11 protein-coding genes and 3 tRNA genes are annotated in these 12,780 nt (G+C 36.1%); 11 read left to right on the forward strand and 3 right to left on the reverse strand.

All coding sequences use genetic code 11. The annotated features are described in order from the left end of the window. Nucleotides 1–155: 155 nt before the first annotated feature. Nucleotides 156–902: a hypothetical protein gene (locus AC4IFE_RS11045; protein WP_490757057.1), complete on the reverse strand. Its 747-nt coding sequence runs from the start codon at nt 900–902 to the stop codon at nt 156–158. 55 nt (nt 903–957) lie between these two features. Between AC4IFE_RS11045 and AC4IFE_RS11050 the strand changes: the two genes are divergently transcribed. Further along, nucleotides 958–1,398: an RNA-binding S4 domain-containing protein gene (locus tag AC4IFE_RS11050; RefSeq protein WP_490757058.1), complete on the forward strand. Its 441-nt coding sequence runs from the start codon at nt 958–960 to the stop codon at nt 1,396–1,398. A gap of 11 nt (nt 1,399–1,409) precedes the next feature. On the opposite strand, the gene AC4IFE_RS11055 is transcribed toward AC4IFE_RS11050, so the two are convergent. Beyond that, on the reverse strand, nt 1,410–1,925 hold the full coding sequence (locus AC4IFE_RS11055) for a shikimate kinase (RefSeq protein WP_490757060.1): 516 nt from the start codon (nt 1,923–1,925) through the stop codon (nt 1,410–1,412). A gap of 114 nt (nt 1,926–2,039) precedes the next feature. On the opposite strand from AC4IFE_RS11055, the gene AC4IFE_RS11060 reads away from it, so the two are divergent. The 3 genes from AC4IFE_RS11060 to AC4IFE_RS11070 all read left to right on the forward strand — a co-directional run bounded on the left by AC4IFE_RS11060 (nt 2,040) and on the right by AC4IFE_RS11070 (nt 2,379). Further along, nucleotides 2,040–2,112 (forward strand) — tRNA-Lys (locus AC4IFE_RS11060). A 37-nt stretch (nt 2,113–2,149) separates the two neighbouring features. Then, nucleotides 2,150–2,232 (forward strand) — tRNA-Leu (locus AC4IFE_RS11065). 74 nt (nt 2,233–2,306) lie between these two features. After that, nucleotides 2,307–2,379, forward strand: a tRNA-Lys gene (locus AC4IFE_RS11070). Nucleotides 2,380–2,562: 183 nt separating this feature from the next. Here the strand turns inward: AC4IFE_RS11070 and panC are convergent. Beyond that, a complete protein-coding gene (gene panC, locus AC4IFE_RS11075; protein WP_490757061.1) occupies nt 2,563–3,411 on the reverse strand; it encodes a pantoate--beta-alanine ligase in 849 nt (282 codons plus the stop codon). Nucleotides 3,412–3,582: 171 nt separating this feature from the next. On the opposite strand from panC, the gene AC4IFE_RS11080 reads away from it, so the two are divergent. The 7 genes from AC4IFE_RS11080 to porN all read left to right on the forward strand — a co-directional run bounded on the left by AC4IFE_RS11080 (nt 3,583) and on the right by porN (nt 12,730). Continuing rightward, nucleotides 3,583–4,353, forward strand: coding sequence for a glycogen/starch synthase (locus tag AC4IFE_RS11080; protein WP_490757063.1), 771 nt, complete (start codon nt 3,583–3,585; stop codon nt 4,351–4,353). Nucleotides 4,354–4,365: 12 nt separating this feature from the next. Next, nucleotides 4,366–5,973, forward strand: a complete 1,608-nt coding sequence (locus AC4IFE_RS11085; RefSeq protein WP_490757064.1) for a DUF4270 family protein — start codon at nt 4,366–4,368, stop codon at nt 5,971–5,973. Between the two features lie 18 nt (nt 5,974–5,991). Beyond that, nucleotides 5,992–7,845 carry a glutamine--fructose-6-phosphate transaminase (isomerizing) gene (glmS, locus tag AC4IFE_RS11090; RefSeq protein WP_490757066.1) on the forward strand — a complete coding sequence of 618 codons (1,854 nt, stop codon included), beginning with the start codon at nt 5,992–5,994 and terminating at the stop codon, nt 7,843–7,845. A gap of 108 nt (nt 7,846–7,953) precedes the next feature. After that, entirely contained in the window at nt 7,954–9,375 is a 1,422-nt protein-coding gene (gene porK, locus AC4IFE_RS11095) for a T9SS ring complex lipoprotein PorK/GldK (RefSeq protein WP_490757068.1), read from the forward strand. 57 nt (nt 9,376–9,432) lie between these two features. Further along, nucleotides 9,433–10,125 (forward strand): type IX secretion system motor protein PorL/GldL, encoded by a 693-nt coding sequence (gene porL, locus AC4IFE_RS11100; RefSeq protein ID WP_048503046.1) that lies wholly within the window; start codon nt 9,433–9,435, stop codon nt 10,123–10,125. A 53-nt stretch (nt 10,126–10,178) separates the two neighbouring features. Continuing rightward, entirely contained in the window at nt 10,179–11,771 is a 1,593-nt protein-coding gene (porM, locus tag AC4IFE_RS11105) for a type IX secretion system motor protein PorM/GldM (RefSeq protein WP_490757069.1), read from the forward strand. Nucleotides 11,772–11,791: 20 nt separating this feature from the next. Further along, nucleotides 11,792–12,730, forward strand: a complete 939-nt coding sequence (gene porN, locus AC4IFE_RS11110) for a type IX secretion system ring subunit PorN/GldN (RefSeq protein ID WP_490757070.1) — start codon at nt 11,792–11,794, stop codon at nt 12,728–12,730. Nucleotides 12,731–12,780 lie beyond the last annotated feature (50 nt).

Below are 12,780 nucleotides of genomic sequence, written 5' to 3' on the forward strand. Positions count from 1 at the left end.
CCCCAAATCAAATGCATAAACAAAAGGAAATCAAAATGAAAACTTATAAAAACAAAAACCAAAGCAAATACAAATTTACTCTGGTTTAATTATTTATTTTTGTCCTTTAATCTGTATCGGATTTTCAGGACTAGTCAAATGTATAAATTTTTAATTTATTTTTCAGAATCAGGTCTGGTAGCTCTTCCGTATACCTGGAAATTAAATACCATAGAATAATTTCTTAAAGAGTATTGTGTGCTATAAGGATAATGTGGATCTCTTGCAAATGCAGCTCTTGATGGTACTAAAATAACACCCTGAAGATTATAAGGGTTTCCGCTTGGAAGATTATTAAAAGCTTTGAATTTCTGAATAGCCTCGCGGAAGCCTTCAACTTCATAATAACTTCTTTGCTGTGCTACTCCTGTTGTTGCTGCATCCCGGATACTCTTTTTAGCATAGTAGAATAACGGATCAATCATTGGAAGTCCGTTACCATTAATTGTATTTACCAGTGTTAAGCTGGAGATGAAAGAAACATTTCCATCAGTATTTCCCGCTAAATAAGCATTAGCTCTTACCATAAGCGTAAGAATATCAGATTCTCCGATAGTTTGTGGATCAACTGTTGGCTGTGCGCCTTCTCTCACAATGTATATGGTCCCTGAAGGAAGCGTTTGATACGGCAGATCTATTAATTTTTTTTCATTGTCATCACTGGTATCTGTTGTACTGAAAGCTTTTATGTTTCCCTGGGCGTCCAGATAATTTTCGCTCATAAACTTCTTAATAGCCTGATCGTCATAACTGTTCTGAACGGAGATGTCTTCCGGTTCTTTATAAGTTTCAACTTCATCATCTTTCTTACATGCAGAAAAACATAAAGATCCCGCAAGGATATATAAAAATATTTTTTTCATTTCAAAAAACTTTAATTACTTTACAAATAATATAACGGCAAAAGTATAAAAAATTATGAGAATAGATAAATTTTTATGGTGCATTCGTTTTTATAAGACGAGAAGTATTGCAACAGAGGAAATTAAAAAGAACAGAGTTTCAATCGGAACGTCTGCCGTAAAGTCGTCCAAAGAGGTAAAAGAAGGAGATGTTATCAAGATCCGTAAAAATCAAATCGATTATAAAATAAAAGTTACCCAGATTCCCAAAAGCAGGATGGGAGCAAAACTTGTTCCTCTTCATATCCAGGATGTGACGGACAAAGAGCAATACGAATTATTAAAGCTCCGCAAGATGTCGCAGGACTATTATAGAAATAAAGGCGAAGGAAGACCTACTAAAAAAGACAGACGCGAGATGGATGAATATGTAGGAAATGATATTGCCTCAGACTTTACAGACTGGGATGATTTCTTTGGAGAAACAACAGATGGTTCCGAAGAAAACGAAGATTAAAATAAAAAGCTCTAGAGATAGAGCTTTTCTACTATTTCCCGGACAATATCTTCAGGATCTCTGGAATCTGTGTTGATGCTGAACTGCGCTTTGCTGTAAAATGCATTTCTTTCAAATAAATGCTTGGCAATAAACTCGGGCAGGTCTTCATCGGAAATATTAGCTATTAAAGGCCTTTTTTCTTTCTGTTTGGAAAGTCTTTCATATAAAGTACCCACAGAGGCTCTTAAAAAAAAGCTTATGGAGCTGAGGTTGATAATTTCCATATTGTTGTAATAAACCGGCGTTCCTCCTCCCAGGCTTAAAACCACGTTTTCTTCCGAAGCAAGAATTTCTTCCAAAGCCTCTCTTTCCAGCTTTCTAAACTGAATTTCCCCCTTTTTTTCGAAAATCTCAGGAATGGTTAATTTATTTCTTCTGGAAATCTCTTTATCGAGGTCAATGAGTTTAAAATTTATTTTATCGCTTAAAATTTTGGAAATGTGAGATTTGCCACATCCCATGTATCCGATCAGTGAAATAACCATGAATTTTTTTTTAACAAATTTGCAAAAAAGTTTTGAGATAATGAAAAAACTCCTATCTTTGCACCACTGAAAACGAGGGACATTATTCAAATGTAAAATCGTTGCAAAGTGACCGACTCGGTAGCTCAGCTGGTAGAGCAATACACTTTTAATGTATGGGTCCTGGGTTCGAATCCCAGCCGGGTCACAAGCGAAAAAAATTACTAGATTTTTGTAATTTTATAGCCTGCGTGGTGAAATTGGTAGACACGCCATCTTGAGGGGGTGGTTTCCTAAGGATGTGCTGGTTCGAGTCCAGTCGCAGGCACTGCAAAGAAAATTTTATAATTAATGGTGGATAATTAAAAATTAATTTTATATTTATCATTATTAATTATGGCCGACTCGGTAGCTCAGCTGGTAGAGCAATACACTTTTAATGTATGGGTCCTGGGTTCGAATCCCAGCCGGGTCACAAGTTTACTGAAAAGTAAATTTTTTTCATATTAATATTTTGTGATTTGGTGTTCAAAGGTCTCCGCAAGAGACCTTTGATTTTTTTATTCCACTATAAAAACGAAAAACTCTGATAAAGTAATCAGAGTTTATGTTTTATAAGTAAAATATGCTGGGTATTTTGTTGAACAAGTGTTTAATATTAATCCAGATGCATATTGTCAATTAATCTTACACCATCCACTACAACTACAATGAATGCTCTGTAATTTCTGTCTTTATAGAAAAAGTCAGTTTCTTTCAATGTATTTTCATCAGCGATCAGAAAATACTCTAATTTCATGCCCTGCTGATGATCAAAGATATCTGTTACTCTTTCTTTTATTTCCGGAATGGTGATAATTCTGAACCAGTCATTTACTTTGGTTAAGGTCTCATAAATAATTTTTGCAGCTTCTTTCCGGTCTTCGTGGAGTCTTTGGTTTCGTGAGCTTAATGCTAAGCCGTTTTCTGCTCTGTAAATGGAAACGCCTGTAATTTTCACAGGAAGATGTTTCTTTTCAACCATTTTTTTGATAATGGCGAGCTGCTGGAAGTCTTTTTCCCCGAAATAGGCATTGTCCGGCTGGATCTGTCTGAAAAGCTCTTCTACTACTGTTCCCACTCCGTCAAAGTGTCCGGGTCTGGATTTTCCTTCCATTTCGTTTTCCAGTCCATCGAAATCATAATGCCGGCTTTCTGTTTTTTCAGGATAAATATCAGCTACTTCAGGAATATAAACCGCATCTACCAACCCCGAATTTTCCAGGATAAGAATATCCCTATTAATATCTCTTGGATATTTTTCAAGATCTTCCGGATTATTAAATTGGGTAGGATTTACAAAAACTGAAGAAACCACCAGGTCATTATCTTTTCTGGCTTCTTCATACAGGGAAAGATGACCTTTATGAAGTGCTCCCATCGTAGGGGCAAAGCCTATCTTTTTTCCCATTTCTTTCTGTCTTTCAATGAAATCCTGCAGGGTTTTCTTATTCTTTATAACTTCCATAGTTTATTTTAATACTAATTCAAAAATACTAAAAATATCATATAATTATATGAGTTTTTAATAATTTGAAAATGGGAATTATCGTAAAAAAATGTTAATTAAAATAATGTTGAATGTTTTTTTGTAATTTTGCACATTAAAGCGTTTTTACAAAAATATAGATAGAAATTTATGCCGAATCAAAAAATACTGTACATTACTACAGAGATGTATCCATATCAGGAAGACACGAATATGGCTGCATTGGTAAACAAAATGGCACTTAAGATGCACAATGAAGGCAATGATGTAAGAGTTTTTATGCCAAGATTTGGACAAATAAGTGAAAGAAAATTCCAACTTCATGAGGTAATCCGTCTTTCGGGAATGAATATTATCATCAATGACCTGGACCAGCCTTTAATTATTAAAGTAGCGTCTCTTCCGGGGGAAAGACTTCAGGTTTACTTTATTGATAACGAAGAATACTTCAAAAGAAAACAATACTACGTAGATGACGAAGGAAATCCTTTTGATGATAACGATGAAAGAGCGATTTTCTTTGCAAGAGGTGTTATAGAAACTATCAAAAAACTAAACTGGGTACCGGACGTTATCCATTTGAATGGATGGATGTCTTCTTTTGTTCCAATTTATCTTAAAACCTATTACGAATCTGATACTTACTTCAAAGATGCCAAAATCGTCCTTTCCTTATACAATGAGAAAGACGCCAACCTGGACAAGAACATTGCTGAAAAATTGACATTCGATAATATTTCCGGATTAAAAGCGTTAGATAATCCGACAATCAAAAACTTTGTTATTGAAAGTATGAACTATGTTGACATGGTGGTAAAAGGAGATGAATTTCTGGATGCAGACCTTGATAAAGGTTTCAACGAAACAACAACTCCGAAATCAGAATATGTGGACGTAGATTCTATAAACCAACTTTATTAAAACACATTTTTAATGATTCATACTGTTAAAAGGACTTTAGCCATGCTTTTTGTGGCGGTTTTCGGAAGTGCCCTTCTTTATAATTGCGAACCGGAAGCGGATTCGCTGGGCGAGCAGCTTTTTATAGACGGGGCTGCAGAAGGTAATGTAACTTCTTACGACCTTATTGCTTATAATATTAATAATCATGATACTATCAGAAGTGATGCAGGGAGACTTGTAAGTCTGGTGAATACAAATACATCCTATTCTGCAGCTGTTTTGGGAGCTTTCTCTGAAGGGCAGTTTGGTATGCAGAAGGCTTCATTTCTTACTCAGTTAAGAATGAGTACGGATAATTTTAATTTCGGAACAACACCAAAGGTCGATTCTGTAGTTTTAGTTATAAAGCCGACTCCGGTAGCCGACTCTTTAGTTACGCGGCCTGTTAAGGATGAAAATTTATTGGTAGGAAATGAAACAGTACCTGTTTCTACCACAATAAAATCTTATCCAACTGATTATTCTTTTAAATATGGAAAAATGAAGCTCGGTCCTGGCGGTACACATACTTTATTACATATTAATGTAGATGAAGTTACAACGTTTTTGGATGGTAACGATCCCAATTTCAAACGCTCCAATTTAGTTGTAAGTACCGGTGCAGCACTTGGCTCTACAGTATTTGACGGGACTGTCACCGCTAAAACTATCACGAAAAAATCAGATAATTCAACTTTGTTTACTTCTGATGCTGGAATTAGAATTCCTTTAAATAAAAATTTTTTCCAGACTATGATTCTTGATAAAAATGGTAAGCCGGAACTAATGGATGCTGCTAATTTTACAAGACACTTTAAAGGAATAAAACTATCTGTAACTGAAACAGACGGATATCTTTTGCAGTTTAGTCCAAATGATATGGAATTGGTAATGTATTATACCAATGAAGTAAATAATAACGGGACCATCACAAGGCCGCAGTCTAACTTCAAATTCCTTCTTACAGGTAATGTTGGGAATGCACGTTTCGGACAATATGAATATAATAGAACTGGTTCTGCATGGGCAAATGCTTCATCAACAATTAATGAATCAGAAGGTGATGCCAAGCTTTATATGCAAGGAATGGGAGGTCCTTCCGTAGGCGTGAAAATACCGGATGCAACTATTACAACTCTTAAAAAATTATATCAGAACGATAAAGCAGCAATTGTTAATGCTAAAATCAGAATTTTTACAGATGCTGCAAGCTGGAGCAATAATTACAGAAGAACAAATAATAACTTCTCTATTTTGCCTATCGATAAGAAAGATCCGGCTACAGAAGTACTTACTTCTTCAGGATTCATTGCAGATATTAATGCAGGATTTACATGGCTCAAATCTTATGATTTAGATAAAAATCCTACTTACTATGATTTCACTATAACAAAAACAGTAAAAGACATTGTTGAAGGAACGGCAGAAAATAAAACATTACTTATTAATATTGGACAATTTATAAGTACGGGAACTTCATTCCTTGGCTATAAATATACAACCAGATCATTTGCAACAGAAAGAGGAGTTTATGTGGGATCAGATAAAACGAATCCTAACAGAATTCAATTAAAAATCATTTACGGAACTAAAAAATAAAAAACACCAGATATAAATATGTGCGGAATTGTAGGATATACAGGATTTCAGGATGCGTATGAAATTGTAATCAACGGTCTTAGAAGATTAGAATATAGAGGATATGACAGTGCGGGAATTGTGTTGGAAGGTTCAAACAATAAGTTTGAAGTAGAAAAGACAAAAGGTAAAGTAGATGACTTAGTCAATATTTCAGCACAGTTAAAAGGAACAGCTAAAATAGGGATGGGGCATACCAGATGGGCTACCCATGGAGTTCCGAGTGATAGAAATTCACACCCTCATTTGTCAAACAACGGGAAAATTGCTCTTGTACATAACGGTATTATAGAAAACTATGATACTATTAAAACAATGCTTAGCGAAAAAGGATTTACTTTCAAATCCGAAACAGATACTGAAGTACTGGTTAACCTTATCCAATATTTCATGGATCTGAAATCTGAAACAGATTTCCCGACAGCTGTAAGATATGCTTTGAATGAAGTATACGGAGCATATGCTATTACTGTACTTCATGAAGATTATCCGGGTGTGTTGGTCGTGGCAAGACTTGGTTCTCCACTGGCAATCGGACTTGGAGATAAAGAATATTTTATTGCTTCTGATGCATCACCTTTCGTAGAATTTACCAAAGAAGCAATCTACCTTGAAGAAGGACATATGGCTACCATTTCTTTGGAAAATGGGGTAGACATCAGAACTATTAATGATAACTCAAGAATTGAGCCTGAAGTTCAGGAGCTTAAATTAAGCTTAGAACAAATTGAAAAAGGCGGATACGAGCATTTTATGCTTAAAGAGATCTTCGAGCAGCCTAAATCCATACATGATACGATGAGAGGGAGACTTCTTGTAGATGAAGGGATTATAAAAATGGCCGGTATCTGGGATCATTTGGAAAGATTTAAAAATGCAAACAGGATCATTATTATTGCCTGTGGTACTTCGTGGCATGCAGGCCTTATTGGGGAATATCTTATTGAAGAATATGCAAGAATTCCGGTAGAGGTAGAATATGCATCAGAATTCAGATACAGAAACCCGATTATTACGGACAAAGATGTTGTTATTGCAATCTCCCAATCAGGAGAAACCGCAGATACAATGGCTGCACTGAAGCTGGCAAAAGAAAAAGGAGCATTTATATATGGCATATGTAACGTAGTGGATTCGTCTATTGCAAGAATTACAGATGCCGGTTCATATACTCATGCAGGACCAGAAATCGGTGTGGCTTCTACGAAAGCATTTACTGCACAGCTTACCATCCTTAGCTTAATTGCGTTAAAATTAGGAAAGCATAACGGTAATTTAGGTAATGCTGAATTCATGAGCTTAATTGCTGAACTGGATGCTATCCCTAAAAAGATCGAAGAAGTATTAAGTACAACCCACGAGTTGACTCAAAATATTGCAAAAGATTTTATAAGCACTACAAACTTCCTTTATCTGGGAAGAGGCTACAATTATCCTGCGGCATTGGAAGGTGCTTTAAAACTGAAAGAAATCTCTTATATACATGCAGAAGGATATCCGGCGGCAGAAATGAAGCACGGACCTATCGCCCTTATTGATGAGAACATGCCAATCGTTATTATTGCTCCTAAAAAAGGACATTACGATAAGATTGTGAGTAATGTTCAGGAAATTAAGGCCAGAAAAGGAAAAGTTATTGCTGTAGTTAATAAAGGAGATAAGCAGGTAAGCGAAATGGCAGATTATATTATTGAAATCCCTGAGACTTCAGAATGTTTCTCGCCAATCGTGGCATCAGTGCCTTTACAGCTATTGGCTTACTACATTGCTGTATACCGAGGAGCCAATGTAGATCAGCCGAGAAACCTGGCAAAATCTGTAACCGTGGAATAAAAAACAGTTGTAAATAAAATAAATTTAGATTTCTTCCGTTATTTCAAAAAAAATCTTAAAAGTTTCTTAAAAAAATTATATATTTACGGCTTAATTATAAAAATTAACATGAAAAGGATATTTCTTTTATTATTGTCTGCGTCGGTAGCATCAGTATCTTGTTCAGGTGGTGGCAGTTCTTCTGTAGGGAAGCCTGGAACAAAAGGAGAATTGATACCAAGAGAAAAAACGAAATCATTTGTTGCGGAAAGACCATATGGAATGGTTGGTATTCCCGCAGGTTCATTTGTTGCTGGTCTTGCAGATCAGGACCCAACAAATACTCCTGAAAAAGCTTCGTTGAAAACTGTTACTGTTTCCTCTTTCTTCATGGATGAAGCGGAAACTACCAATGCAGAGTACAGAGTATTTATCAATTATGTAAGAGATTCCATTGCGAGAACTCTGCTGGCTGAAGCTGCTGGAGAAGGCGGTGAAGAAGGCGGACGTAGAGGAGCAAGCATCGGTGACTATGCATACCTTGCTAAAAAAGAAGAAAATTTAACACCTTATCAAGAATATTTAGAAGGCCAGGGAGGAAGAGAAGACGGAGGTTATGATGCAACTAAAAGATTAGACTGGAAAATCCCTTTACATTGGAGTACCGGAAAGTATCCTGATGTAGAATATGCGGAAGTTCTGGAATCTATGTATCTGCCTGCTTCTTCTAGAATCGGAAACGAAAGAATTTTAGACGTTAGTAAACTAAAATACAATTATCAGTGGGAAGATATGGATGCTGCACTTGCTGACAACGAAAGAGGAGCCAACTTCCTTAAAAGTTCAAGCATTGCAATTTATCCGGATACTACAGTTTGGGTAAAAGATTTCCACTTTGCTTACAACGAACCATTGTTTGAGCAGTATTTCTGGCACAAAGCCTATAAGGATTATCCTGTAGTTGGGGTAACCTGGGATCAGGCAAGAGCTTACTGTAACTTCAGATCTAAACTGAAAACAGATTATAACGAAAGCTTAAAAAGAAAAAAACAAAGACCAATGAAGTTCCGTCTTCCTACAGAAATCGAGTGGGAATATGCTGCCAGAGGCGGAATGCAAAATGCTACTTACCCATGGGGAGGTCCATATTTAATGGATGACAGAGGTTGCTACCTGGCTAACTTCAAACCTAAGAGAGGTAACTATATGGAAGACGATAAAAAAGGTACTTATACATATACAGCACCAGTAAAGAAATTTAAGAAAAATGGATTTGGGTTATTTGATATGGCTGGAAACGTTTCTGAATGGACAGAATCTGCGTATAACAACTCTTCTTATGGATTCTCTTCTACGTTAAATCCTTCTACGAAGAATAAAATAGATACGAAGAAGTCTGTAAGAGGCGGATCTTGGAAAGATATAGGATATGCCCTTATGACAGGTGCTAGAGATTGGGAAAGAAAAGATTCTGCAAGAAGCTATATCGGATTCAGAACTGTACAGGATATTCCTGAAGCAGCTGTTAAGCCAAGAAGAGTTAACAGATAATTAACCGGACAATTTTTCAATAACAATTTTATTTAACATTAAAAAAACTAACTTAATATGTTTAAGACTAAAGATGCTTGGATGAATTTCTTTTATTCATTCGGTGCTGCAATTGTAATTCTTGGAGCTTGGCTTAAAATTACTCACATTACCTTGGGACCAATTAATGGTAATATGGCTCTTACAGTGGGGCTTATTACAGAGGCCATTATCTTTATTATTTTCGCATTTGACCCTCCGAAATCAGAAGAGTCTTATGCATGGGAAAATGTATATCCTGAATTATTGGATAAGCATGCCAACCCAAACCCTTTACACTCTAATGTGTCATCCAAAAACAATGCACAGCAGTTTGCAGAATTAGAAAATTCTCTTTCAAATAAATTAGATAAAATGCTTCAGGAAGCAAAACTGGATGTTCAGTTATTTGATAGGCTTAGAACAGGGATCGATAAATTCTCCAGCTCTGTTGATCAGATCAACCAGACTGTTGATGTGTCTGCTTCTACTCATAAGTATAATGATCAGCTTAACAAAGCAGCTCAGCACATGGAAAGCATGAATGCTTTATATGCAATGCAGCTTGAAAACGGTAAAAAGCAATCAGAATTTGCTAACAAGTATGTAGCAGATATGCAGAAATCTGCAGAGCAGTCTGAAAAATTCAATCAAGAATTGCAAGGTTTAACAACTAATTTAAATAGCTTAAACAGAGTTTATGGCGGTATGCTTACTGCTATGAAGTCTTAATTCCTAACCATTTCTAAATTTAACTACTTAATCAAAAACTAAAAGAAAAGAGAATGGCACAAGGAAAACAGACCCCTCGTCAGAAGATGATCAACCTGATGTATTTGGTGTTCATCGCGATGATGGCCCTAAATATTGATGCAGAAATCATCAGATCATACTATGACTCCACATTATCATTAAGAGATACCCGTCTTTTAACTGAAAAGAAAAATGAGGGTATTTTTGAAAAAACTTTAGAAGCTAAAGCTCAACAAGTACCAGACACTTACTCTCAGCCTTGGGAACAATATAAAATATTGAAACAAAAAATCAATGATTTAGTTTCTCATTCGGAAGCAATCAAAGATAAATTGAAGAAAAAGGCTGAATTCATGGAAAAAGATCCGGTAACCGGAAAAGCCATTGATGTTAGTGAGAATTTTTCAGCACTTAATAATAATGAAGGTGCTACAGAATACTTCTTTAAGGAAGGAGATGAAAATACCCCTTCAAAAGAAGCAAATGAATTAAAAAGTAAGATTGATGATGTAAGAAACTATATCAATACTACTTTTGGAAATAACCCTCAATTACAGAATTTGGTTAACAGAGCTAATGCATCTCTTATTGCTGAATATCCTAAAGGAAAATCACCAAACGAGAAAACATGGTTCCAGAATAAATTCTATCATCAGCCATTGATTGGTGCAATTTCCAACTTGGAAATTATCCAGAATGATGCAAGAAACGTTCAGTCGGATGCTTTAGCATTATTATTACAGGAAAAAGTAGATGCAAGCATTAAATTCAGTAGCTACGAACCTATTGTTTCTGGTCCGGTTGATATCCAGGCAGGAAAGCAGGCTGAAGTAAAAGTAATGTTAGGTACCTACTCAAACAGTAACAAGATTAATATTTCTGGTGTAAGCAGAATAGAAAACGGTAAAGGAATCATTCCTATTTCAGGATCTGGTGTTGGTGAGCATAAACTTGCCGGAACGATTACTTTAACGGATGCTTCAGGAAAGCCTCAGACTTTCCCATGGACACATACGTATAACGTAATTGCAGGACCTAGAGAAGTAAAACTTGAAAAAGGATTATTACTTTCTGCTGATAAAATGAATGTAATGTATAGAGGACTTGAGAACCCTGTTTCAGGATCTATCTTAGGTGCTGATAATTCTAAACTTTCATTATCTGCTCCGGGAGCATCTGTAAGAAATACAGGTCCAGGAAAATGGATCGTGAAGCCTACAACAGGTAACGTAGTCAGACTGACATTATCCGGAATAGATCCTTATGGAAAATCCGTATCTCAGGTATTTGAATATAGAATTAAAAATGTTCCGCCGCCACAAGGTCAGATGAGAGGACAGAACGTATTGTCGATGCCGGCAACTTCTATTCCTAACCAGTCTGTACAGGCAGCCATTCCTGACTTCGACTTCCCGGTTTCATTTAATGTTACCCAGTTCATGGTTAGAGTTCCTGGAAGAGCAGCATTACTGGTTCACGGAAACTCATTAAGTGATGCAGCCGGATTAGTGAAAAATCTTAGATCTGGAGACGTAGTTTCAATTTTCGAAATTAAAGCTACAGCACAAGGGTTAGAAGGACAGCAGATTAAAAACATTACTCCTATAATTATTAATGTTCAATAGGACTAAAATTGTAATTTATTATGAAAAAATATATTAGCAGCCTTTTAGTATTAGTTTCGGGATTTGCTTTATCCCAGACTATTCTGAATGCTTCTTCTCCAGAAGAGTTCAGACAGATGAGAGAGGAAAACAAACAAAAAGTTGGTGATACTATTATTGATAACAAAGTAAAGCCTCTTGAATATGGTTTTGTAGAAGATAAAGACGTTCTTAAGAGTATGTTTGTTTGGGAAATCATCGATATGAATGATAAGATCAACCAGCCATTCTACTACGATAACCCGGATGGGCTTCTTTCTACACCTACCAGATCTCTGTACCAGTTACTATTAGATGGTGCATTGACAGGGAAGATTGAGCAGGTTTATGATGATGAAAACTTTACCGTGAAACTTTCACCGGAAGGTATTCAGAAAAGACTTGAAAAAGTAGTAATCAACGATGCTGCCATTGATATCCTTAACTCCGGAAGACAGTTAACCGAACAGGAGAAAAAAGAATATACCGACGTTTTCAAGACAACTACTGAAAAAGTAAAAGTTCTTAAAATCATGGGTATGTGGTTTATCGATAAGAGAGACGGACAGATGAAATACAGACCTCTGGGAATTGCAGCAATGGGACCAGATCCTGCTGTACAGGGAGTTATTGGACCAGATGGTAAGCCGATTGCCAGTAATGACGAGCTGATCGACCTATTCTGGATCTACTATCCGAATGCAAGAGAGATTCTGGCAAACAACTATGTTTACAACAGAAAGAACTCTTCTGCTGACCTTTCTTTCGATGATATCATCAATGCAAGAAGATTCTCTTCAGTTATTTACAAATCATCAAGCGGTTTAGGTGATGGTACTATCAAGGACTATATCCCTAAAGATGCTGAAGATCAGTTGGAAGAAAGCGAAAGAATCAAGGCACAGATCCTGAATATGGAAAATGATATGTGGAATTACTAGATTTCACTTGATATTTATACAAAACCTGAGTACTTTTACTCAGGTTTTTT

It is taken from the genome of Chryseobacterium sp. UF-81, assembly GCF_058245105.1.

What these genes read in the sequence shown, in the direction of transcription:
- AC4IFE_RS11050 (WP_490757058.1), top strand. Translation starts at nt 958, where the DNA reads ATGAGAATAGATAAATTTTTATGGTGCATTCGTTTTTATAAGACGAGA.
- panC (WP_490757061.1), bottom strand. Translation starts at nt 3,411, where the DNA reads ATGGAAGTTATAAAGAATAAGAAAACCCTGCAGGATTTCATTGAAAGA.
- glmS (WP_490757066.1), top strand. Translation starts at nt 5,992, where the DNA reads ATGTGCGGAATTGTAGGATATACAGGATTTCAGGATGCGTATGAAATT.
- AC4IFE_RS11055 (WP_490757060.1), bottom strand. Translation starts at nt 1,925, where the DNA reads ATGGTTATTTCACTGATCGGATACATGGGATGTGGCAAATCTCACATT.
- porL (WP_048503046.1), top strand. Translation starts at nt 9,433, where the DNA reads ATGTTTAAGACTAAAGATGCTTGGATGAATTTCTTTTATTCATTCGGT.
- AC4IFE_RS11080 (WP_490757063.1), top strand. Translation starts at nt 3,583, where the DNA reads ATGCCGAATCAAAAAATACTGTACATTACTACAGAGATGTATCCATAT.
- AC4IFE_RS11085 (WP_490757064.1), top strand. Translation starts at nt 4,366, where the DNA reads ATGATTCATACTGTTAAAAGGACTTTAGCCATGCTTTTTGTGGCGGTT.
- porN (WP_490757070.1), top strand. Translation starts at nt 11,792, where the DNA reads ATGAAAAAATATATTAGCAGCCTTTTAGTATTAGTTTCGGGATTTGCT.
- AC4IFE_RS11045 (WP_490757057.1), bottom strand. Translation starts at nt 902, where the DNA reads ATGAAAAAAATATTTTTATATATCCTTGCGGGATCTTTATGTTTTTCT.
- porM (WP_490757069.1), top strand. Translation starts at nt 10,179, where the DNA reads ATGGCACAAGGAAAACAGACCCCTCGTCAGAAGATGATCAACCTGATG.
- porK (WP_490757068.1), top strand. Translation starts at nt 7,954, where the DNA reads ATGAAAAGGATATTTCTTTTATTATTGTCTGCGTCGGTAGCATCAGTA.